Source organism: Kitasatospora sp. NPDC059673, assembly GCF_042734215.1.
In the GTDB taxonomy this organism is placed as follows: domain Bacteria; phylum Actinomycetota; class Actinomycetes; order Streptomycetales; family Streptomycetaceae; genus Kitasatospora.
This window is the reverse complement of the sequence record NZ_JBHWEN010000010.1, coordinates 111,755-134,111: the sequence shown is the minus strand read 5'-3', so window position 1 is coordinate 134,111 and position 22,357 is coordinate 111,755. Positions and strand designations below refer to the sequence as shown.

At 70.8% G+C, this 22,357-nt stretch carries 13 protein-coding genes, 3 pseudogenes and 1 riboswitch; of the genes and pseudogenes, 8 read left to right on the top strand and 8 right to left on the bottom strand.

The annotated features are described in order from the left end of the window. The first annotated feature begins 96 nt into the window (after positions 1–96). Entirely contained in the window at positions 97–3,198 is a 3,102-nt protein-coding gene (locus ACFV18_RS14620; protein ID WP_380483004.1) for a SpoIIE family protein phosphatase, read from the top strand. A gap of 220 nt (positions 3,199–3,418) precedes the next feature. Then, positions 3,419–3,787 carry a hypothetical protein gene (locus tag ACFV18_RS14615; RefSeq protein ID WP_380483002.1) on the top strand — a complete coding sequence of 123 codons (369 nt, stop codon included), beginning with the start codon at positions 3,419–3,421 and terminating at the stop codon, positions 3,785–3,787. Positions 3,788–3,900: 113 nt separating this feature from the next. On the opposite strand, the gene ACFV18_RS14610 is transcribed toward ACFV18_RS14615, so the two are convergent. The 3 genes from ACFV18_RS14610 to ACFV18_RS14600 form a co-directional block, all read right to left on the bottom strand. After that, positions 3,901–4,677, bottom strand: coding sequence for a 3-oxoacyl-ACP reductase (locus tag ACFV18_RS14610; RefSeq protein ID WP_380483000.1), 777 nt, complete (start codon positions 4,675–4,677; stop codon positions 3,901–3,903). Beyond that, a complete protein-coding gene (locus ACFV18_RS14605; RefSeq protein WP_380482998.1) occupies positions 4,674–6,050 on the bottom strand; it encodes an aldehyde dehydrogenase family protein in 1,377 nt (458 codons plus the stop codon). Before ACFV18_RS14605 ends, ACFV18_RS14610 begins: the two co-directional genes overlap by 4 nt. A 166-nt stretch (positions 6,051–6,216) precedes the next feature. Beyond that, positions 6,217–7,605, bottom strand: a complete 1,389-nt coding sequence (locus ACFV18_RS14600; RefSeq protein ID WP_380482996.1) for a glutamine synthetase family protein — start codon at positions 7,603–7,605, stop codon at positions 6,217–6,219. Positions 7,606–7,983: 378 nt separating this feature from the next. Here ACFV18_RS14600 and ACFV18_RS14595 point away from each other — a divergent pair, with 378 nt between their 5' ends. The 4 genes from ACFV18_RS14595 to ACFV18_RS14580 all read left to right on the top strand — a co-directional run bounded on the left by ACFV18_RS14595 (position 7,984) and on the right by ACFV18_RS14580 (position 13,166). Beyond that, complete coding sequence (locus ACFV18_RS14595) at positions 7,984–8,868, top strand: GNAT family N-acetyltransferase (protein ID WP_380482994.1); 885 nt, start codon at positions 7,984–7,986, stop codon at positions 8,866–8,868. Between the two features lie 375 nt (positions 8,869–9,243). Next, positions 9,244–9,416, top strand: a riboswitch (M-box (ykoK) riboswitch). A gap of 526 nt (positions 9,417–9,942) precedes the next feature. Then, complete coding sequence (locus tag ACFV18_RS14590; RefSeq protein WP_380482992.1) at positions 9,943–11,310, top strand: magnesium transporter MgtE N-terminal domain-containing protein; 1,368 nt, start codon at positions 9,943–9,945, stop codon at positions 11,308–11,310. Then, positions 11,307–12,686, top strand: coding sequence for an NRAMP family divalent metal transporter (locus ACFV18_RS14585; protein WP_380482990.1), 1,380 nt, complete (start codon positions 11,307–11,309; stop codon positions 12,684–12,686). Before ACFV18_RS14590 ends, ACFV18_RS14585 begins: the two co-directional genes overlap by 4 nt. Positions 12,687–12,860: 174 nt before the next feature. Then, entirely contained in the window at positions 12,861–13,166 is a 306-nt protein-coding gene (locus ACFV18_RS14580; RefSeq protein ID WP_380482988.1) for a DUF2087 domain-containing protein, read from the top strand. Here the strand turns inward: ACFV18_RS14580 and ACFV18_RS14575 are convergent. After that, positions 13,148–14,275 (bottom strand): serine hydrolase domain-containing protein, encoded by a 1,128-nt coding sequence (locus tag ACFV18_RS14575; RefSeq protein ID WP_380482986.1) that lies wholly within the window; start codon positions 14,273–14,275, stop codon positions 13,148–13,150. The two genes, ACFV18_RS14580 and ACFV18_RS14575, sit on opposite strands and share 19 nt — an antisense overlap. A gap of 267 nt (positions 14,276–14,542) precedes the next feature. On the opposite strand from ACFV18_RS14575, the gene ACFV18_RS14570 reads away from it, so the two are divergent. After that, positions 14,543–15,103, top strand: a complete 561-nt coding sequence (locus ACFV18_RS14570) for a dihydrofolate reductase family protein (protein WP_380482984.1) — start codon at positions 14,543–14,545, stop codon at positions 15,101–15,103. Between the two features lie 327 nt (positions 15,104–15,430). Here ACFV18_RS14570 and ACFV18_RS14565 read toward each other — a convergent pair. Further along, positions 15,431–15,856, bottom strand: a pseudogene (locus ACFV18_RS14565) (DUF6777 domain-containing protein); the annotation flags it as partial. Between the two features lie 1,398 nt (positions 15,857–17,254). On the opposite strand from ACFV18_RS14565, the gene ACFV18_RS14560 reads away from it, so the two are divergent. Continuing rightward, positions 17,255–18,505, top strand: coding sequence for a streptophobe family protein (locus ACFV18_RS14560; RefSeq protein WP_380482982.1), 1,251 nt, complete (start codon positions 17,255–17,257; stop codon positions 18,503–18,505). A 119-nt stretch (positions 18,506–18,624) separates the two neighbouring features. Here the strand turns inward: ACFV18_RS14560 and ACFV18_RS14555 are convergent, their stop codons facing one another. The 3 genes and pseudogenes from ACFV18_RS14555 to ACFV18_RS14545 form a co-directional block, all read right to left on the bottom strand. Continuing rightward, on the bottom strand, positions 18,625–20,508 hold the full coding sequence (locus tag ACFV18_RS14555; protein ID WP_380482980.1) for a M1 family aminopeptidase: 1,884 nt from the start codon (positions 20,506–20,508) through the stop codon (positions 18,625–18,627). Between the two features lie 135 nt (positions 20,509–20,643). Continuing rightward, positions 20,644–21,162, bottom strand: a pseudogene (locus tag ACFV18_RS14550) (serine/threonine protein kinase); the annotation flags it as partial. Beyond that, positions 21,125–22,224, bottom strand: a pseudogene (locus tag ACFV18_RS14545) (FHA domain-containing protein); the annotation flags it as partial. The pseudogenes ACFV18_RS14545 and ACFV18_RS14550, both read right to left, overlap by 38 nt. Positions 22,225–22,357: the final 133 nt, after the last annotated feature.

Genomic DNA, 22,357 nt, shown 5'->3' with positions numbered 1-22,357 from the left:
GGTCCACAATAGCGGGCGCTCACCCGTCTGGGCGCGGGCGGCCCGGCGTGCGAGGATGGCAGAGCGGTACCCGCCCCCGGAACGGCAGGTGGCCAGATGGACACCGACAAGCAGGGTAGTCACCGGATCCGCCCCACCTCTCCGTTGGCGGAGGGCGGTGCGGAGCTGCCCGACGGCCTGCTGGCCATTCCGGTGGCGACGGCGCTGGTCGCGTCGGACGGCCGGATCCTGCACTGGAGTCCGGACGCGGAGACGCTGCTCGGTTTTCCCGCCGCGCAGGCGGTGGGCGCCCGCGCCGCGGACCTGTTGGTGGGAGGGGAGCGGCGCCCCGAGGTGCTGGAGCTGTTCTCCCGGATCCTCAGTGGCCGTCCGTTCTCGGGGGTCTTCCCGGTGCGGCACCGCGACGGGCACCTGGTGCGACTGGAGTTCCGCGCGTTTCCGGTCCTCGGTCCGGACGGGGCCCCGATGGTGCTGGCGGTGGCCTCGGACGTCAGCGCGGTGCGCCGGCTGGCCTCCGACCTGGCGGTACTGGACGGTTTCTTCACCCAGTCCCCGGTCGGCATGGCGGTGTTCGACACCGAGTTGCGCTTCGTCCGCCTGAACGACGCACTGGCCCGGATCAACGGGGTGCCTCGGCAGGAGAGTATGGGGCGGCGCCTGACCGAGGTGCTGCCGGCCATCGACGGCCAGCAGGTCGAGGCGATGATGATGAAGGTGCTGGCCGACGGCCAATCGGTGCTGGACGCCCGCACACACGGCTGGACGCCGGCCGACCCGGAGCGCGAGCACGCCTGGTCGGTGGCGTGTTTCCGGCTGGACGAGCCGGACGGCACGGTGCTCGGGGTCTGCGTGACGGTCGTGGACATCACCGACCGGTTCGAGGCGGAGACCGCCGTCGAGGCCGCCCAGCAGCGGCTGGCGCTGCTGAACGACGCGTCCGCCCGGATCGGCACCACGCTCGATCTGGCCACCACCGCCCGGGAGCTGGCCGAGACGGCGACACCGCGGCTGGCCGACACCGTGGTGGTCGAGGTACTGGAGTCCATGGTGCGCGGCGAGGCCGCGGTGCTGCCGGACCGCTCCGACCGGTCCGCGGTGCTGCGCCGGCTGGCGTTCCACACCGTTCCGGGCAGCGGGATGTGGTCGATCGGCCCGGTCGGCGCGGTGCAGCGCTACCGCCCGAGCAGCCCGTACGCGTGGGCGCTGGCGCACGGCCGGTCGGTACTGGTGGCGGACGCCAGTGCTCCGACCATGAAGTGGTTCGCCGACGATCCGGTGCGCACTGCCGCGATCCGCGAGCAGGGGGTGCGGTCGTTCATGGTGGTGCCGCTGATCGCCCGCGGTTCGGCGATCGGCACCGCGACGTTCATGCGCTCGTGCACCGAGGCCCGGTACGACGAGACGGACGTGGCGCTGGCGGCCGAGTTGTCGGGGCGGGCCGCGGTGGCGATCGACAACGCGCTGCTGTACACCCGGGAGCGGGACGCCGCCGAGCAGCGCCAGCACGCGTTGGAGGCCGCCGAGACCGCCCAGCAGCGGCTGGCCCTGCTGAACGAGGCGTCCACCCGGATCGGCACCACGCTGGACCTGCATCTGACCGCGCAGGAGCTGGTGGACGTCGTGATCCCCCGGTTCGCGGACTTCGTCACCGTGGACATCCGGGAGGCGGTGATGGCGGACGAGGACCCGGAGCCGGTGCCCGAGTCGGGTTCGGTGCTGCTGCGTGCGGTCGCGGTCGGCGAGCGGGCCGACGACGACGGGAGCTCCCGCGCCAAGCTGGTGAACGCGGCGGACGAGGTCGGCGGGTCGTCGCGCTCGGCCCACCTGTACGCGCAGGCAATGCGCACCGGCCGGTCGGTGCTGGTGCCGCACGTGGACGAGTTCGCGCTGCGCCGGATCGTCACCTACCCGGAGCGGATCCAGCCCAGTCTGGACGCGGGCCTGCACTCGTACCTGATGGTGCCGCTGCTGGCGCGCGGGCAGGTGCTGGGCGGGGTGGAGTTCGCGCGAATGACCAATCCGGAGGCGTTCACGGCGGCCGACCTGGCGCTCGGCGAGGAGTTGGCGGCGCGGGCGGCGGTGTGCATCGACAACGCGCGGCTGTACCGGCGCGAACGGGACACCGCGCTCACCCTGCAGCGCAGCCTGCTGCCGCAGGACGTGCACCACACCCCGGGGTTGGAGATCGCGCACCGCTATCTGCCCTCGACGGTGGGCGACGAGATCGGCGGCGACTGGTTCGACGTGGTGCCGCTGACCGGCGGCCGGGTGGCGCTGATCGTCGGCGATGTCATGGGCCACGGCATCCGGGCGGCCGCCACCATGGGCCAGTTGCGAACGGTGGCGCGCACGCTGGTGACGCTGGACCTGGATCCGGCGCGGGTGCTGCGCCGGCTGGACGATGCGACGGCGCAGCTCGGCGAGGGCCAGTTCGCGACCTGTGTGTGCGCGGTGTTCGACCCGGTGGACGAGGAGTGCATCCTCGCCTCGGCGGGGCATCTGCCGCCGGTGGTGTCCGAGCACGACGGGCAGGCGCGGCTGGTGCAGCCGCCGCCGGGGGCGCCGTTGGGTGTGGGCGGGGTGCCGTTCGAGTCGATCCGGTTCCCGCTGCGCAAGGACGGGCTGCTGGTGCTGTACACGGACGGGCTGGTGGAGCGGCGCGGCCAGGACCTGGACGAGGGCCTGGAGTTGCTGCGCGAGACGGTGACGCACCGCCAGGGCACCTTGGAGCGGGGCTGCGACGTGGTGCTGGACGCACTCGGGGCGACGCTGGGGCAGGACGATGTGGCGGTCATCATGGCGCACGCTGGGCCGGTCGGCGAAGACCGGCTGGCGACGCTGCCGCTGTCCGGCGACCCGGCGCTGCTGCGGCACGCCCGGGAGTTCACCCGGCGGACGCTGACGGGCTGGGGCCTGACCTCGCTGGTGGAGCCGGTGGTGCTGCTGACCGGGGAGTTGTTGACCAACGCCCTGATACACGCGGGTTCGCCGCTGCAACTGCGGGTGTTCCGCGGCGCGTTGCTGACGGTGGAGGTGTCGGACTCGGACAGCCGGGAGCCGCGGCTGCGGCCGTCGGGTCCGCACGACGAGGGCGGCCGGGGCATGCAGCTGATCAACGAGTTGGCGCACCGCTGGGGCAGCCGGGCGACCCGGGACGGCAAGGTGGTCTGGTTCGAGATGGAACTCCCGGCACGCTGATCCGATCGTCATACCACCCGGTGTCTCAACTTCCGTACCTGCCAAGCCAATCGGTGCTCGTGGCACCCGGTACGGCATCCGGCGGTACCTCACTCACCCGTCACGGCAGTGGAGTTGCCCCGGACGGGTGACGACACGGCCGGAGGCCCACGCCACGGGTCGGCCCTCCTCCAGGATCGGTCGCGATCGGTCGCGTTCGGCGCCAACCATGGAGGAATTGATGCTTTTCAGCATTGCCAAGCTCACCACCGCCACCTTCCTCACCGGGCTCGCCCTGTTCGGCGCTGCGGGCACCGCGTCCGCGCACGAGCACGAGCATGAGCACGAGCACCCGCACGGGGCGATCGCCTTCGGCGGCGACTCGGTGGCGATCGACGGCGACGCGGTGGCGATCGAGGGCGACGCCTGGGCCGTGCGCGGCAACGCGCTGGCCGTCGACGGCGACGCGGTCGCGCTGGACGGCAGCGCCGCCGCGCTCGGGGGTGACGCCTGGGCCACGGGCGGCGACGCACTCGCCGTCGAGGGCGACGCGGGTGCCCGCGACGGCAGCGCACTCGCGATCGACGGGGACGCCTTCTCCGCGGAGTGAACAGCGCCGGTGCTGCCCTGCCGGGCGGGCCGGCCCACGACAGATCGACTCAGGGCTGAACGGCCGGACGGTGTCCTCACGACCCGTCCGGCCGTCCCGTTGGCCCCCGGCGGCTAGAGCGGGGTGACGTAAGCGCCGGAGATGCCGCCGTCCACCAGGAAGGTGTTGGCGGTCATGAACGAGGAATCGTCGCTGGCCAGGAAGGCGACGGCCGCGGCAATCTCCTCGGGCTCGGCGAACCGGCCGAGCGGGATGTGCACCAGGCGGCGGGCGGCCCGCTCGGGGTCCTTCGCGAACAGCTCCCGCAGCAACGGGGTGTTGACCGGCCCCGGGCACAGCGCGTTGACCCGGATCCCCTCGCGGGCGAACTCGACGCCCAGCTCCCGGCTCATCGACAACACCCCGCCCTTGGAGGCGCTGTACGAGATCTGCGAGGTGGCCGCGCCCATCACCGCCACAAAGGACGCCGTGTTGATGATCGAGCCCTTGCCCTGGCGTCGCATGTGCCCGATCGCGTACTTGCAGCACAGGTAGACGGACGTCAGGTTGACGTCCTGGACGCGCTTCCACGCCTCCAGCCCGGTGACCAGGATCGAGTCGTCCTCGGGCGGCGAGATGCCGGCGTTGTTGAACGCCACGTCCAGGCTGCCGTAGTGCTCGACGGCGGTGTCAAAGAGCACCCGGACCTGTTCCTCGTCGCTCACGTCGGTGCGCACGAACAGGCCGCCGACCTCGTTGGCGGCCTTGGCGCCGGTCTCCTCGTCGATGTCGGCGCACACCACCTTCGCGCCTTCGGCGGCGAACCGGCGTGCGGTGGCCAGGCCGATGCCGCTGCCCGCGCCGGTGACGACGGCCACCCGGCCGTCGAGTCGCTTGGTCATGGGGTTCATTCCTCCGTCGCGATGAAGACGTTCTTGGTCTCGGTGAAGGCGTGCAGGGCATCGGGGCCGAGCTCGCGGCCCAGACCGGATTGTTTGAAACCGCCGAACGGCGTCCAGTACCGCACCGAGGAGTGCGAGTTGACGGACAGGTTGCCCGCCTCGACGGCGCGGGCGACGCGCAGCGCCCGGCCCACCTCGCGGGTCCAGATCGAGCCGGACAGTCCGTACTCGGTGGTGTTGGCGATCCGCACCGCGTCGCTCTCGCCACGGAACGGCACCACCGCGACCACCGGCCCGAACACCTCCTCGGTGAACGCCCGGTGGTCGGGCGCGATCGGTGCGAGCACCGTCGGCGGGTACCAGAACCCGGGCCCTTCCGGGGCGCTGCCGCGGAACGCCACCTCAGTGTCGCCGTCCACGTACGAGGCGACCCGCTGCCGGTGCGCGGCCGAGATCAGCGGCCCCATCTCGGTCTTCTCGTCACCCGGGTCGCCGACCCGCACCGCCAGCACCGCGCTCTCCAGCCGTGCCATGAACGCCTCGTACACGCTCGCCTCGACCAGGATCCGGGAGCGGGCGCAGCAGTCCTGCCCCGCGTTGTCGAACACCGCGTACGGGGCGGTGGCAGCGGCCCTGTCCAGGTCGGCGTCGGCGAACACGATATTGGCGCTCTTGCCGCCGAGCTCCAGCGTCACGGGCTTGACCTGAGCGGCGCAGCCGGCCATCACGGACCTGCCGACGGCGGTGGAGCCGGTGAACACCACCTTGCGGACGTCCGGGTGGCTAACGAACCGCTGCCCGACCACCGGCCCGCGGCCCGGCAGGACCTGCAGCACGCCCTCCGGCAGCCCCGCGCGCAGGGCGAGTTCACCGAGGCGCAGCGCGGTCAGCGGGGTCGCCTCGGCGGGTTTGACGATCACCGTGTTGCCTGCGGCGAGGGCGGGTGCGAGCGCCCAGGCGGCGATCGGCATCGGGAAGTTCCACGGGACGATCACGCCGACCACGCCGAGCGGTTCGTGGAAGGTGACGTCGAGGCCGCCGGCGACCGGGATCTGCCGGCCGAACAGCCGCTCGGGCGCGCCTGCGTAGTACTCGATGACGTCGCGGGCGTTGCCGGCCTCCCACCGGGCGTTTCCGATGGTGTGCCCCGCGTTGGCGACCTCCAGCGCGGCCAGGTGTTCACGGTCGGCGTCCACCTCGGCGGCGAAGCGGCGCAGCAGCCGGGCCCGGTCTTCCGGGCCGACGGCCCGCCAGCTCTCGAACGCGGCCTTGGCGCGGGCGATCGCGGCATCGGCGGCCTCGATGCCGGCGAGTTCGACGGTGGCGATCACCTCCTCGGTGGCGGGGTTGACCACCTGGTACGGATCGGGCTGGTCGGTCACGGCGCTCTCCTGTGGTGTGGTGTCCGTGTTGCTGGTCCGTATCCGCTGTGTCCGTGTGCGGTGTCCGCGCGGCGGCATCGGCACCCTGGTGCCTGCGCGGTGGTGTCCCGTGACGGCGCTGGTGTCCGGTGGTGGCGCTGGTGTGGCGGCGCCGGGCGTCCGCGCCCTACAGCCGTTCGAAGCTGCGACGGCGCTCCCAGTCGGTCACTGCGGCGTCGTAGGCGGCGAGTTCGACCCGACCCGCGTGCGCGTAGTGCCGAACCATGTCCTTGCCGAACGCCACGGTGGCGGCCTCGCTACGGTCGAACAGCTCGATCGCCTCTCGCAGTGTGGCGGGCACGCGTGGGGCGTCGGAGGCGTAGGCATTGCCGGTGAACTCCGGCTCCAGCGGCAGTTGGTGCTCCACTCCGTGCAGTCCGGCGGCGATCAGGGCGGCCACCGCCAGGTACGGGTTGACGTCCCCGCCCGGCACCCGGTTCTCGAACCGCAGCGAGCCGCCGTGTCCGACCACCCGCAGCGCGCACGTCCGGTTGTCGCGGCCCCAGGCGATCGCGGTCGGGGCGAAACTGCCTGCCACGTAGCGCTTGTAGGAGTTGACGGTCGGCGCGAGCAGCAGCGCGAACTCGCCGAGGCAGGCGAGCTGCCCGGCCAGGAAGTGCTCCATCGTCCGGGAGAACTCTCCCGGCTGCCCGGGCCCGCCGCCGGTTCCGTCCTCACCGCTCCTGGGGAACACCGGCCGGTCCTGCTGGTCGCGCAGGCTCAGGTGGATGTGGCAGGAATTGCCCTCCCGTTGGTCGTACTTGGCCATGAAGGTGAGGCTGACGCCTTCCTGAGCGGCGATCTCCTTCGCTCCGGTCTTGTACACGGCGTGGTCGTCGCAGCAGGTCAGCGCGTCGGTGTAGCGGAAGGCGATTTCGTGTTGCCCGAGGTTGCACTCGCCCTTCGCCGACTCCACCGCCAGCCCGGCGCCCGCCATTCCGGTGCGCAGCCTGCGCAGCAGCGGCTCGATCCGTCCGGTACCGAGGATCGAGTAGTCCACGTTGTACTGGTTGACGGGCGTGAGGTCCTGGTAGTGCTTCTCCCAGGCCCGCTCGTAGCTGTCGCGGAACACCATGAACTCCAACTCGGTGCCCACGTAAGCCTGCCATCCGTACCCGGCGAGGCGCTCCAGCTGGCGGCGCAGCACCTGACGGGGTGACACCGCGACCGGGCTGCCGTCCTGGTCGGCGAGGTCGCACTGCACCATCGCGGTGGCCGGGTGCCACGGCACCATCCGCAGGGTCGTCAGGTCGGGCCGGAACACCAGGTCGCCGTAACCGGTCTCCCAGGAGGACACCTCGTAGCCGTCCACGGTGTTCATCTCCACATCCACTGCCAGCAGGTAGCCGCAGCCCTCGGCGCCGTCGGCCAGCACCTCGTTCAGGAAGTGCTCCGCCGCCAGCCGTTTTCCCTGCAACCGACCCTGCATGTCGGTGACGGCCAACACCACGGTCTCCACGGCGCCTTCGGCCACCAGACTGCGCAGGCGCTCCACCGTGAGTCGCACGTCGGTCATCCGCCCTCCACCTTCGCCACCCCGCGTGCGTCCCAGCAGCCGTGTGCGGCTGCCGCGACGCCGACCACCACAGCGACGATGATCCCGCCCCGAACCTGCCCGCACCAGCGGCTGCGCGCGTGTCGATCCGAACTGATTCATCGTCAGATCATCACGTTTCCAAGCGATATGACGCTTCATCGGCCCCTTCTTCCTTCCACCGCCCCTCTTTCAACCCGGCGACATCCCCCACACCAACCACCACACGCCAACAACCCCCCGTGCCTGGCCGACAACCCGCAGTGCCCCGGAAATCGCTTGCACCTGCCGGATGCACCTGCTTCGGTGCCGCATGCACGATCATCGCTCGCCCGCCCCTCCTGTTGGAGTCCATCACCCGTGACATTCCGTCTGACCGCCCTCACCGATGCCGCCCCGTCGCCGTTCACGCACCGTCTCACCTGGCTGGCGTCCGCCTCTGACGGCACTCCACTCGGAACCGCCGTTCTGGGACTGTTCACCTCTCCCGGCCAGGCTCACCTGTGCTCCCTGACACTGAACGTCCACCCCGCCGAACGCCGGCGCGGCATCGCCTCGGCCCTGCTGTCCGCTGCCGCCTCGGCGGCTGCCGAGGACGGCCGCCAGGCCATGCTCGTCCAGGCGGTCGAGGGCTCCCCCGGCGATGCCTTCCTCACCGCGCGGGGCTTCGACCGGGCGCTGGTCCTCGACTTCGCCCGGCTCGACCTGACCGCACCCGCCGCCGCGCCGGCCGCAGTCGAGGTGCCGATCAGCCCCGGGTACCGACTGATCTCGTGGCTCGGCAGCTGCCCGGACGAATGGCTGGCCACCTTCACCGTTTCGCGCACCGCCATGGACGACACGCCGATGGGTGACACCGACTTCGGCGTGGTCGCCTGGGACGAGGAGCGAGTCCTCGCGGCCGCGAAGGCCGTCGCCGACCGGGGTGAACTCCTGCACACCGTGGCCGCGGTGGAAGAAGCCACCGGCAGCATCGTCGGTTTCACCGAACTCGTCCTCCCGGCCAGCCGTTCCGGCGACGCCCAGCACTACGGCACCGGCGTGATGCCCACCCATCGCCGACGGGGTCTCGCCCGGGCCATGAAGGCCGAGACCATCCGCTGGGCACGCACCGAGCAGCCGGAGATCACCGGCCTCCTCACCGACACCGCCGACCACAACGTCGGCATGATCGCCGTGAACGAGGCCCTCGGCTACCGCACCACGCACCGCTCCATCGAATTCCGCCTCTCGTTCCACTCCTGACCCCGATCGGTTCCCGGCCCGCGCAGCCATCTCTCCGTCGTCTCCGCCGCGACCCACCGGGTGGCGGCGGCGCCGGCCAGTGTCGCCCCTGCGGCGAACGCCAGCACCGTCGGCCGGTCCGGCGATCCGTCCCGGGCAAGGCCCTATTCACCCCTGTCCCGATTCACCCCTGTCCCGCTCGGCGCATTGCGGTTCAGCCACAACCCCCGCCCGCACGGCCGTCTCCTCCACCGCCCCCGCACGCGCCCCGGGTTCTCCCTTCGGCCGCGGGGCCCGCGGCGCGTCGTTGACCCAAGTCCGACCAGCTTGGAGTCAAACCCTGGTCAAGCATGGGGTTGTGGGGGTGGCGGTAGGCCTATCCTGGTCGCACAAGGACAGACACCTCGTTCGGTGCGGCGTCTTCACGGACACAGGCCACTGATCCCACCCGTCGAGAGAAGCTCCGGATCAGGACAGGTCTCCCCGGCCCAAGGGGTGATCCCAAGTGGCTTCCCCTGACCTGGGGACACGCCGTGGAGTGCCAGAGCTCTGACGAGTTGGGGTGCGCCGGGCCGTCCTGGCCGGTCGCCTGCCGCGCGGCCGCGAGTGGGACTCGCTGGTCAAAATCGGGAGGAGGCGAGATGGACTGCAGTAGTCCGGGGCATAGTCAGCCCCTTCCCGATTCGTCCTCGCCGTTGTTCTGCGGTTCGAGACGGTTCCTCCTTCACTGATTCCGTGACCCCGCTCGGCCGAGCGCCGCCGGAACCCGGCAGCGCCGCCGCTCTCCGGCATGTCCCAGACTGCGGCTGCGTCTGGCTGCGGCCCGGTCGAATCTGGCTCCGCCACGGTGTTCCGCCTCGGCTTCGTGCCGCCTGCCGTAGGGCGATCGGCAGCCTGTTGTCGTCGGCCCGCTGCCGTCGGCCCGCTCGGTGGACCGTCCACGACCGGACCACGCCGGAACCAACCCCCGCACCCTGGCCGGGTCTTCCCGCCAGGCCGAGCTGCGGCCGGGTCACGGAAGTCGACCGGAGCTCATGAGGAGCTGTCCCGAATCGCCCGTCGGCCCCGCCTCGCCGGGGCAGAGGGGTGTTCGCCATGGCCACCAACACACTCTTCAGTTCGACCTCCTCCAGGCTCCGCGATCGCCGGACCAACCTGGACCACCGTGCCACCGCCGGCCGTGCGGTGCGTTCCTCCCTTGTCTCCTTGGCCGGGCTGATCGGGGCGTCCGTCACCAACCAGGCGGGTGCCGAGGTCGGACGGCTCGCCGACGTGGTCGCACGGCTGTACGGCCCAGACCCGTATCCGCCGATGACCGGTCTGATCCTGCGGATCGGACGTCGCCGGGCCTTCCTCCCGGCCGATGCGATCGGACGTCTCACGGCCGGGCAGGTCCGGCTGCGTGCCTCCCGGGTCGACCTGCGGGACTTCCAGCGTCGCCCCGGTGAGGTGCTGTTGGCCCGTGATGTGCTGGACCATCAACTCGTCGATGTGGACGGCGTTCAGGTGACCCGGGCCGCCGATCTGTATCTGGCCCCGCTGGTGGGCCGGGTGGTCCTGGTCGGGGTGGACGTCTCGCTGCCGACACTGCTGCGCCGACTTGGTCCGCGCCGTTGGCAGGTCCGGCCGACGCCGGAGCGCGTCCTGGACTGGCAGTCCGTCGCTCCGTTCGGCGAGCAGGCCACCGACGGGCCGGCGGAAGTCCGACTGCGGGCCTCTCGGTCCGCCCTGAACCGGCTCCGCCCCGCTGATCTGGCCGACATCCTGGAGGACCTCGGCCGCAGCGAACGCCAGCAGCTCCTGGGCTGGTTGGAGCCCGAGCACGCCGCGGACGCTCTTGAGGAGATGGTGCCGGCCGAGCTCGAGAACCTGCTCCGCGAGACCCAGCCGGAGCATGCCGCACGGCTGGTCGATGCGATGGAGCCCGACGAAGCCGCCGACGCGCTGCGCGATCTGGCACCCCGTGAACGGGAGAGTCTGCTGGAGCGGATGCCCAGCGAGGAGGCCGCCGAGCTCCGCGACCTGCTCTCCCACCGCGAGGGCACTGCTGGTGGCGCCATGACGACCCGTTTGGTCACCGCCCGGCTGGAGCAGAGCGTCTCGGAAGTCCGGGCCGATCTCGCTGCCCAGGCGGAGCACCGCGCCGAGATCGACGCCGTTGTGGTGCTCGACGCCGCCGGACGGTTGGTCGCCGACGTGCCGCTGTTCGAGCTGGCGGTGGCCGAGGACTCCACCCGAATCTCCGATCTGGCGGACTGGCTGGCCCAGTTCGGCGCGCCGGTGACGCTCACCCCGGACACCCGGCTCGCCCAGGCCGCCGACCGGCTGATGGCCGCCCGCAAGTCCTCCCTCCTGGTGGTTGGCGAGGACGGACGGCCATTGGGCCGCATCCTTGCCGACGACATCCTCGACGCCCTGCTGCCCGAACGTGGCCGCCTGCACCTCCGGAGGTTCCGCCAGTGAACGCCCACCTCGACCCGATCACTGCCGAGTCCACCGCGCCGCAGGTCACTTCGGCCCCGACCGGCGTTGCAGCGGCCGAACTCGGCGTCACCGCAACGCTCTCCGGACCGACCGCCGAACCGGCACCGCCACCGGGCCGTCGGCGCGGGCTGCGCCGGATCGCCGCCCTGGCAATGGTCGCCGGGCCCGGCCTGGTCGCCGCCAACGCGGGCAACGACGCCGCTGGCATTGCCACCTACGCCTCGGCCGGATCCCAATTCGCCTACGGCACGCTGTTCTTCATGGTGCTGGTCACCATCGCCCTGGTGATGGTGCAGGAAATGGCCGTCCGTCTCGGGGCGTACACCGGCAAAGGCCTCGGCGCCCTGATCCGGGAGCAGTTCAGTCTCCGGCTGACCGCCCTGGCGGTCGGCTGCCTGCTGCTGGCGAACACCGGCCTGGTGGTCAGTGAATTTGCCGGAATCGGCGCGGCGTTCGAACTGCTCGGCGTACCGAAGTGGGCGGTTGTCCCGCCGGCCGCCGTACTGTTGTGGGCACTCGTGCTGTTCGGCTCGTACCGGTGGGCCGAGCGGATCTTCCTGGTGATGTCGCTGGCATTCTTCGCCTACCCGGTCGCCATGATCCTCGGCCACCCGCGCTGGGGCGAGGTCGGCAAGAACCTGATAGTTCCGCACCTCCAACCGTCGAGCGACTTCATTCTCCTCGCGGTGGCCCTGATCGGAACAACCGTCAGCCCGTACATGCAGTTCTACGCCGCAGCCGGGGTGGTGGACCGCGGAGCGAAGCCGGAGGAGTACAAGCTGATCAGGGCGGACGCCGTACTCGGCGCGGTGTTCGCCTGTGTCATCAGTCTGACCATCATCGTGGCCACCGCGTCGGCGATCGGCGGGACCGGTCCACTGCAGTCCGCAGCCGAGGCTGCCGGGGCTCTGGAGCCGGTGGCCGGCCCGAGCGCGGAACTGCTGTTCGCCTTCGGTTTGCTGGGGGCCTCCGCCCTGGCCGGCGCCGTGGTTCCGCTGTCCGCCGGCTACGCGATCGGCGAGGCCGTCGGAGTAGAACGCTCGGTCTCCCGGCGGTTCCGCGACGCGCCGTTGTTCCTCGGTGTGTTCACTGCGCAGCTCGCCCTGGGTGCGATCGTGGCCTTGACGCCCGTGGACGTCATTCGGTTGCTGATCGGTACTCAGGTGCTCCAAGGACTGATCAGCCCGATCGTGCTGGTGTACCTGCTGGTGCTCACCAACCGCCGCTCGCTGCTCGGCGACGCCGCGAATGGCCGCCGGTACCGGATCGCCGCGACCACGGTGGTGGTCGGGGTGGCCCTGATGTCCACCATCCTGCTGGTGCAGACCGTCCTCGGTTGGTTCGGCCTGGCCTGATCCGCTGCCCCGCCGGCACAGCGGCACCAGTGCTCGCAGTGCAGCCCACCGTCCGCTCGGTACGCTCGCCATTCGCATGCATGTCCTCCTCTGTCGGTGACGCCGGCCCGTGGCCGGCGTCCCGCGTCGAAATCCGGTTGTCCGCCTGGCAGCCGCCCTGCGAGGCTTCGTGTCATGTCCGCCAACGAAACGCCGGCCGCCCTTGCCGCTTTCTTCACCGAGGGCCGTCTGACGTCGATCCCGCGCAAGCCGGCTCGTCGCACCGCCCTCCTCGACCACCTCGCGCGGTCCCTGTTCGAGCCCGACCGCTCCTACAGCGAGCGCGAGGTCAATGACGTGCTACTCATCGTCCACTCCGACACCTCCATGCTTCGTCGCTATCTGATCGAGGCCCAGTTGCTGACCCGCACCCGGGACGGGTCCAGCTACCGCCGCGCTGACCTTGCCGCCGAGCCGAGTGCTCAGCCCCCTGCCGCGTAGCGCCAGAACTCCCGCATCAGCGGCGGCGGGGTGGGGCTGGTCATCTCCTGCTGGGTGAGCAGAATCGTCACCAGCCCGGTCGTCGGAACCAGGTGGGCCGCCGTCCCGGTGCCGCCCACCCAGCCGTACCGACCTGGCACGTTCCATGGATCGCGCCGTGTCACGTCCACCGATCCGCCGAAGCCCCACCCCTGGCCCTCCAGGAACAGTTCGCTGTCCGCACGCTGCTGTTCCGTCAGGTAGTTGGTGGTCATCTGCCAGACCGCACGCTCGGACAGAACGTGCCGCCCGTCTTCGGCCCGGCCGCCGGACAGCAGCATCCGCTGGAACGCGAGCACGTCGTCCAGGCTCGACACCAGACCACCTGCCCCCGAGGGGAACGGAGGCAGAGTGCTCCACTGGCCGCCCGGCGGGTCCACCACCGCCGGCGTCCCGTCCGAATTCAGCCGGTACAGCGGGCTGAGCCTGTCGGCCTCGCCGGATGGTGCGGAGAAGCCCGTGTCGGCCATCCCCAGTGGCTCGAACAACCGCTCTGCCATCACCTCGTCGAGCGACTGCCCGGTCGCTCGGGACACCAACACGCCCTGAATGTCTGAGCAGATGTTGTACAGCCATGCCTCACCGGGTTGGTGGAGCATGGGGATGCGGGCCAGCGCTGCCAACCATTCGTCCGGTGGCATCACCTTCTGCGGTTGGGGCGGCCCTTGCAGTAGTTCGCCGACCAACGGCGCCAGCGCAGGCAGGGAGAAGTCCGCCGCAAAGCCGTACCCCGCCCGGGACTCGAGAAGGTCCCTCACCGTGATTGGCCGGTCGGCGGGCACGGTGTCCGTGACCGGCGACTGCGGTGTTCGCACCACCCGCCGATCGGCCAGCTCCGGCAACCAGCGCTCCACCGGATCGTCCAGGCCGAAGACGCCGTCGTCGACCAGTTGAAGTGCCGCGGCGGCCATCATCGGCTTCCCGATCGATGCAATCCGCACCAGGGAATCCCTGGTCAAGTCGCCCGCCGCAGCGGCTTCCACCGCACCTCCTCGGGCCACCAACGCCACCGCACCCGGTACCGTGCCATCCTCGACGCGGCGCTCCAGCATGCTCTGCAGTTCGCGCATGTTTTTCCCCTTTCGGCTCTGGTGCCACCTTCGCACCTTCCGTTCGGTGTTGTCTGGAGTGTGCCCGGCCACCTCAGCGCCTTCTCGAGCCGATCGGATACCCCTTTCTTGCCAATCAGTTGATGGCCCATCAACCGATCGGTTGACCCCGGTGTCCACCGAAGAGAGATTTCGCGATCGCGAGCTTCCCTGCCCAGTTATGACGCCCAATCACCCGGGTACCTTGGCGAACACCACATTGATTGCCATATGTCCCAGGAGGCACTGATGTCCCAGCTCGTCCTGATGATGTCGGTGTCCCTCGACGGCTACTTCGAGGGCCCGGACGGCGATCTCGGCTGGCAGTTGGTCGACGACCAGTTGCACGAGCACTTCAATCGGAGACTGGCAGCGATGAGCGGCTTCCTCGACGGGCGTGTGACCTACCAGTTGATGGCGGGATACTGGCCGACCGCCGACCAGGATCCGGCCGCCACCCCGCCCATGGTCGAGTTCTCCCGCATCTGGCGCGACATGCCGAAGACCGTCTTCTCCCGCACACTCACCCACGCCGACTGGAACACCACGATCGCCCGCACCGTCGACCCGCAGGCAATCGCCTCCCTCAAGGCCGCCTCCGCATCCGACCTCGCGGTCGGCGGCGCCGACCTCGCCGCCGAATTCCGCCGGCTCGACCTGATCGACGAGTACAGCCTCTACGTCCACCCCGTGGTACTCGGCCGTGGTCGACCGCTGTTTCCATCGTCCGACACACGAACCGACCTGATCCTCGCCGAGACCCACACCTTCGAAAGCGGTGTCACCATGCTCCGATACCTGCGCCACTGACACCTGACGCTGGGCCGCGGTATACCCGGCACCACCGCCGCTCCACCAACCGGAGCACCACCGACCGATCAACTCCCGGCTGTACTCGATCTCGCCTATCCCGGTGTCCCGGCGCCGTACGACGAGGCAGGTCCAGAACCCGGTCCCGATCCCGAAGTACTCGTCCCGGAGTATCCCGAAGCTCCCGACGACAGTGTCCCCGACTGCGCCACCGGAGGACGAAGGGCCGAACGGCGAGGCACTGCCTGGCCGGCTTGTGTACGGTCCAGAGCTGGACGTGCCGGGCGTGGCCGAACTGTCCGAACCGCCCGTCCCGCCAACCGGCCGGTCGAACTGGCTGCCCGTCGCTTGGTCCACCAACACCATCTGCGTCACCGGTGTGGCCGCCGGTTGCACTGTCACCACATCGTTCGCCTGGAAGGAGGTCCGAGCCGTGCCGGTATAGGTGCCACCCGTGCCGTTCGGCGTGAGCAGCGGGTTGCCACACTCGCACCGTGCCCGGGGCACACCCTGGTTGTCGACCAGAATGGCCGTGCCAGCCTGGAGAACGGCCTGGTGGGAGGTCGCCTGGCCGTTGGAGTAACCGTGGTTGGTCACCCGGGTGTCCTCCCGCAGCACCACCGGGGTGAGGCCATGCAGATAGCCGTTGATCTGCGAACTGTCGATGCCCTCGACACCGGCCCAGGCCCGGGCCTTGTCGGTGTGGTCGGCCAGGTAGCCGGAGAGCTTCGGCACGTCGCAGCTGGCGACCTCCCGCGTGCCTCCCTACAGACCGGGTTCGTCACCTTTCACGGTGCCGCCGGCGTGGGACGGGGTGGCCGCCCCTGCCCCACCGGTCGGGTACCCCCTCGATCCACCGGTGCCAGTCCCGTGGGCGTAGGCCACGGAGTCGGTGAACGGCTCCTGGCCGACCGCCCCGGCGGGCTGGAGGGCCACGCTCTGAGCAGACCCGCCACCGGACGAACGCTGCTGAACACCACACCCAACGCGACACCGAGACCAACGACGACCACCGCGGCTGCCAGCATCGGCCCCTTCCGCCACCATGGCCTCCCTCCACCCCCGTCACCGCCCCCGACCAGCACTCACCCACCGCCACTCGACGGCGGCTCCCCACCACCCGACGCATCAGTCGATCGCTCCCCGTCCGACTGGCGCGCGCCACCCGCCGACAGCGGACCGGACGGCGGCCCGGCAGGTTCCGCTCCGCCCCGAGGACGACGGCCGCCCGGCCTCGGCCCCCGGACCCGCTACCGGTACCAGTACCCGGCCTCGACCCGCCCGGTCCGCTACTCGACGACCGGCCGCTCTCCGCGCTCAGACCGGCTGTCTGCGCATCCATCTGCCCGGGCGTCGCCCCGCCGTCCACCCCTGAAGGAGGGCCAGCTGCCCCGCTCACCACCTCGGTCGGAGGTTCCCCACCTGACGCATCATGACTCCGCGGCCCCTGCCCGGGCCGCTCGGGCCGCGAGGAGCCCGCTGCACCCGCGGTGCCCTGCGCGTCCTGCGCAGTCACCGGTCGCTCCGCCCCTGAGTCACCAACTCCCCCCTGCAGGAGGCCAGATGTTCCGTCCATCAGCTCCGTCGGCGGGCCGGTGCCCGGGGCACCGTCACCCGCTGCGTCCGGCCCGCCCGTTGTCTCCAGTACGTCCTTCCGAAGGCGCTGCGCATCTGTCCGGCCCGGCTCAGGGCCGCCAACCTCCTCTGTCGGGGCCCCGAATGTGTCTGCCACCACCTCCGTCGGCGAGCCGCCCGACTCGCCCACCACCTCGGTGGGGCGGTGAGGCGGCGGCGGTGCGTTGTTGTTCTCGTTGGCGCTGTTCTCGTTGGCGTTGTTCTCGTTGGCCGGTTCTTCGGGTTGCCGAGGTGTCGGCTGCTCAGCCACGGGACTGCCTCCCGGTCGGACTCCCCCGAGACCACACTGCGCGGCCACTACTGTCTGCCAGCATCGCCGAACTCGCTGTTTCGCGTCGGAGTGGAGCCGCGACTCGCCGGGCCTCGTGGGGTGTCCGAAGCTGGAATGGTCGGCCGGTCCTGGTCGGCCGCCCACGGGGGGCTCCATTCGAAGGGCCGGTGAGACGCGTGCCCCCTGCTCCTGCTCCCCCGCACCCTGGTCTCGGGCCCCGCTCGGCGCTGCCCGGCTGGGTCGCCGTGCTGGTCTCCGCCGTGGTGGCCGCCGTGGGCGCGCTGGTGGCAATGGCGGCCGTGGCCGCACTCGGGCTGTGGCTGGCGCACGCAGACGAACTGCCCGGCGGCGGCTTCGGTGCGGTGCTGGCCGCAACGGTCCTGATGTCGATGGGGGCACCGATTCGCCTCGAGGGCAGCGCGGCCTTCGTGGCGACCGCGCAGGGCGGGATCACTGCCGTCCCGCTGTCGGTCACGCTGGCGGGATCGCTCAGTGCGGCATTCCTGTTCCTGCGCCCACTGCGCCGACACGCCGTGGTGGGCGCACGGGCCCTGTTGGCACGATTTCTCGCACTGGCAGGGTGTTGGACGGTCATGGTGCTGCTGCTCTCCTGGGCGGCGCGGCACAGTTTCACGGTGTCAACAGGCGACCCCCTGATCGACCAGCTCGGCGGCGCACTGGGCGCCGCCCCGGTCGTGGGGTTCCGGGCCGAACCCGGCCCGGCGGTGGGCTTCGGACTGCTGTGGCTGGCGGTGGTCGTCGTGCTGGCGCTGGCCGCCTCTCACCGCGCACCGTTGCCGACCCGCTGGGTGCGCTGGCGCGGCACTCTGCATCCGACGGTGCACGCGGTGGTGTCGTTGCTGCTGCTGTATGTCGGGCTGGGCCTGGTCTGCGGGCTGGTCGCGACGGCAACGGGCAGTGAGCCGCGAGAGACACTCGCGGTGCTGTGTCTGGGCCTGCCGAACCTGGCCTGGCTCGGGCTGGGTATCGGAATGGGCGGGTCCTGGCACGGGCATGTGAACGGCAGCCTGGGCCTGCCGTTCCCACAACCGCTGGCGGCGGTGCTGCACTCCGGAAAGAACGTGACGCTGGACCTCGGGTCGCTGGCGGAGCAGAACGGCTGGGCATGGTTCCTGCTGCCGCTGGCGGCGGTGTTGGTCCTGGCAACCGGCGTGGCGGTGGCGGCCCGCTCGCGTCCACCGCTCCCAGTGTGGCGAGCAGCCCTCCAACTCGCTGTGGTGCTGGCCCTGGCGCTGCTCGCGGTCGGCCTACTGACGCGGGTGTCGGCCGTGTACGGGCTGTCGCTGCTGGGTCTGGGGGGTGCGGGTTCAACAGTGCTCGGCCCGGATCTGCTCACGCTGGTCCCGCTGGCCGCAGGCTGGGGCGCCCTCGCGGGCCTCCTCGGCGGCGTCCTCGCGCCACGCCTCGCCGGGCGGCGGCGCGGCACGCAGGCGCAGAGTCACCCGAAGTCGCACGAAGAGGGGGCACCACACTGACCGAGAACCGACGCAGAAGCGGAAGCAGGGACAGCAACACGGGCTGTTCCAGCGGGGCGCGCCGTCCCGGCCCGCCCGGCGATGGTCCGGGAGGGGCGGGGCGGGCCGGCGGCGGGTGCTCAGCCTTCGATGCGGTGCTGGGTCCAGAAGGAGGTCAGGTCCACGGTCGTCGCGGCCTGCGCAGCGGCCTTGAACTCGGCCGTGGTGGACACCCCGTACCAGTGCGCTGCCGCGTAGTCGTGCAGCAGCTTGGTCATCGCGCTGTCACCGATGGTACGGCGCAAGTCGTGCAGGGCGCACTTGCCGTAGTTGTAGATGACCGTCGAGTAGCGGGAGGAGTGGGCGTCCCAGTAGGCCATCGAGTTGGTGATCTTCTCGGCGGAGGATGCCCAGGAGACATTGCTCCAGCAGTTGGTGCCTGTGCCGCCGAGTGCAAGGTCGGTGGCGTAGTCGGTGAACGCCTCGTCCAGCCAGGGGCTGTTGTACTCGTCGTCGCCGACGATGCCGTACCACCACTGGTGGCCGATCTCGTGGGTGAGGGCGGTGGTGGAGACCAGGTCCAGCACGAAGCCGGGGTATTCCATGCCCCCGAACCAGAAGTTGTTGTCGATCACCGCGTCGAGTTCGCCGTACGGGTAGGCCCCGAAGCGCGCGGCGTGCGAGTCAACGGCGGACTTGGCGGTGGTCAGCATGGACTGCGCGCTGGAGGAGCTGATGCCGCTGACGGAGTACACGTTGACAGCGACTCCGCCCGGCGAGGTGCCGGAGATCTTGCTGAACGGCCCGGCCGCCCAGGCGAATTCGCGGACGCTCTTGGCGGTGGCGGTGGTGACGGTCCGTCCGCTGCTGCCGGGGGTGTCCACCGAGGTGCCGGTCGCGGGGACGAGCAGGCTGCTCGGGTGGTCGAGGGTGACCGTGTAGTCGGACGCCAGCGTGTAGAAGGACTCTCCGTTGTTGGTGTACGGGTCGAGGTGCCAGCCGGCCGCGTCACGGACGGCAAGCACGGGCAGCGCGTTGCCGATGAAGTTGAATGCGCCGTCGCGTCCGAACCGGTCCGCGCCGGAGGGGACAGCGATGGACACGTCGAAGCCGACGCTGCCACTCGCGCCCTGGGCGAGCGGTGCGGGCAGGGTGACCTTGAGCGCGGTGCAGCCGACGGTGAGCGGCGCGGCGGTGCCACCGGTCAGGTTGCTGACGGTGATCGGCGTCGTGGGGCAGCTGCCGTGGTAGTTGTCCCACAGCCGCAGGTACACCTCGGTCAGCGGGGTTGCCGAGGGGTTGGTGAAGCCGATGCTCTGATGGCCGGACCAGTTGGCGCCGCTGGTGTCGCTGGTCAGGTTGACCGTGTATCCGGTGGGTGCGGGGGTACGGGTGGCGTCAGTGGTCGGCGGCGGGGTGGTGCCGCCGGCGGAGACGTCGAGCGCCACGTCGTCCAGCACGAAGCTGGTCTGCAGTCCGGAGTCCTCAACGCCGCTGAACGAGACGCTGACGGTCTGTCCAGCGTAGGCGGAAACGTCGAAGGTCTTCTTCACGTAGCCTGCCGCCGCGTCCAGGTTGGAGTAGGTGGCGAGGGTGGTGGCGCCTATCTTGGCGGTGAGTTTGTCGTACGCCGTGGTCGTGGTGGTCTCGGCCGTGTCCACGTGCAGCCAGAAGCTGAGGCTGGCGCTGGTGCAGCCGGCGGGCAGGGTGACGGTCTGCGCCAGCGAGTCGGTGTGGGCCGACCCGTAGCCGTTCAGCCAGGCGAAGGACGTTCCGCTGTGGGCGCTCTGGCCTGCCGCGCTGCTGACCACGCTGCTGGACGAGGTCCACGGCGAGGTGCCGGACTCGAATCCGCCGTTCGCCACCACCTGGGTCGCCGTGCAACTCGCGGCCGCGGTACCGCTGTTGTCCTGGACGGCCTGGGCCGTGGGGGCGGCCAGGGCCGCGGTGCCGGCGGCCACGAGCACGGTGGTGCTCAGCAGCGCGGCAGCGCGGGTGGCGAGGACGCGGAGTCTGTCGCTCATCAGTGCTCCTCTCGGTTGCCAGGGTCTGTGGGGGCCCTGGCCGAGGGGCAGATTGCCAGCAAACTCCCAGGATTGATAGGTCCATGCCATCGATCGTTACGACACCCGCCATCATCGGCACACCGTACGCACCCGTCAGCGCGTCCCGTCCGCGTCGAACACCGGCCGTACCCACACCGGGGGCAACGGCGGTACCTGCCGCAGCCGTCCGGACCGGGCGTCGGAGGCAGCCCGCAGTGCCGCGACGAACTCCAGACAACCGGCGCACCAGCTCTCCAGCCGTTTCGCCATTGCCCGCCGCAGGACGGCACTCACCTCACCGGAGAGGTATGCCGCAGCACGTCCGGCGGCGGGTCGTTGAGGTGGGCCCACAGCAGCGCGAGGTCCGTCGTCACGGCGGAACGGCGGGCTGCCGGTGAGCACTTCGTGCACCACGCAGCCCAGGCTGTACACGTCGCAGCGCCCGTCCACCGGCTTACCGGAGATCTACTCGGGGACCACGTAGTCCAGCGTGCCGACGAACTGGCCGACGCTGGTCAGGCCGGTGAGCGACAGCGACTTCTTGGTCAGCCCGAAACCAGTGAGGCAGGCATGTTCCGGATGGTCGGGGTCGGTGCCCTGGGCGATCAGCACATTGCCGGGTTTGACGGGCCTCGAAGTCCTCGGGCCAGTGCGCGTACCCGAAGCGGTCGGGGGTTTCGCCGGGCGGCCCGCACCAGGCGGTCCGGCCGCCGGGGGCGAGCAGCAACAGCCGGTCGCACAGGTCGAGGCTGAGCACACTGTGGGTGACCACGATGACGGTCCGCCCGTCGTCGGCGAGGCGCGCAGCATCTGCATGACGAAGCGGTCCATGCCGGGGTCGAGGCCGCTGGTGGGTTCGTCGAGGAACAGCAGGGACGGTTTGGTGAGCACTTCGAGGGCGACCCTGACGCGTTTGCGCTGGCCGCCGGAGAGGCTGGAGATGACCTGGTCGCTACGCCCGGCGAGACCGAGTTCGTCGATCACCTCGGTGACGCGGGCGGCGCGTTCGCCAGGCGCGGTGTCGTCGGGGAAGCGCAGTTCGGCGGCGTAAAACAGGGCCTTTCGGAGGGCCAGCTGGGCGTGCAGGATGTCGTCCTGCCGGACGAGGCCGACGGCGTTGCCGCAGTTCGGCGTAGTCGCGGTACAGGTCGCGGCCGTCATAGCTGACGGTGCCCCGGTCGGCGGGGTGCAGCCCGGTGAGCGCGTTGACCAGGCAGAACGCCGAGTGGCCGATGCCGACCAAGTCGCCGGACCCGACGAGGCCCGCAGCACGGGCCGGCCGTTGAGGTAGGTGCCGTTGTGGCTGCCCAGGTCGGCGATCTCGTAACGGCCTCCGGGGCGGGCCCGCAGTTAGCCGTGGTGCCGTGAGACGGACAGGTCACCGAGCACCAGGTCGTTGCCCGGGATCCGCCCGATCCGAACGACTCTGGTCGGCAGCGGCCGGACGCTGGACGGCGGTCGGCGCGAGCCGGTGATGGCGGTCAGCGCGGACGGTCAGCCTTCAGGCGACGGTCCGCCGCCGGGCAGCGGGTGGACGGCGGTCGGCTGCGGCAGGGCACTGAAGGTGCAGCGCGGCCCATCGGCGGGGCTGCCGAGGCAGAGCACGGTGCCGGGTTCGGTCTCCTGGTGGATGATGCGCCGCCTGCCGGCCCAGGTGCCGTTGGTGGAGCCCGTGTCGTCGACGGTCCAGTGGCCGTCGCCGACGTGCAGTCGCGCATGGTGCAGGACACCTGGGAGTCGGTGAGGACGATGTCGCCGGCGGGGTCGCAGCCCAGGGAGTAGGTGCGGCTCGGGGTGATGACCGTCGAGTCGCCGCCGGTTTCGAGGA

Coding starts and splice junctions, on each gene's coding strand:
- ACFV18_RS14620 (WP_380483004.1), top strand. CDS start 97: ATGGACACCGACAAGCAGGGTAGTCACCGGATCCGCCCCACCTCTCCG.
- ACFV18_RS14615 (WP_380483002.1), top strand. CDS start 3,419: ATGCTTTTCAGCATTGCCAAGCTCACCACCGCCACCTTCCTCACCGGG.
- ACFV18_RS14610 (WP_380483000.1), bottom strand. CDS start 4,677: ATGAACCCCATGACCAAGCGACTCGACGGCCGGGTGGCCGTCGTCACC.
- ACFV18_RS14600 (WP_380482996.1), bottom strand. CDS start 7,605: ATGACCGACGTGCGACTCACGGTGGAGCGCCTGCGCAGTCTGGTGGCC.
- ACFV18_RS14590 (WP_380482992.1), top strand. CDS start 9,943: ATGGCCACCAACACACTCTTCAGTTCGACCTCCTCCAGGCTCCGCGAT.
- ACFV18_RS14580 (WP_380482988.1), top strand. CDS start 12,861: ATGTCCGCCAACGAAACGCCGGCCGCCCTTGCCGCTTTCTTCACCGAG.
- ACFV18_RS14575 (WP_380482986.1), bottom strand. CDS start 14,275: ATGCGCGAACTGCAGAGCATGCTGGAGCGCCGCGTCGAGGATGGCACG.
- ACFV18_RS14570 (WP_380482984.1), top strand. CDS start 14,543: ATGTCCCAGCTCGTCCTGATGATGTCGGTGTCCCTCGACGGCTACTTC.
- ACFV18_RS14555 (WP_380482980.1), bottom strand. CDS start 20,508: ATGAGCGACAGACTCCGCGTCCTCGCCACCCGCGCTGCCGCGCTGCTG.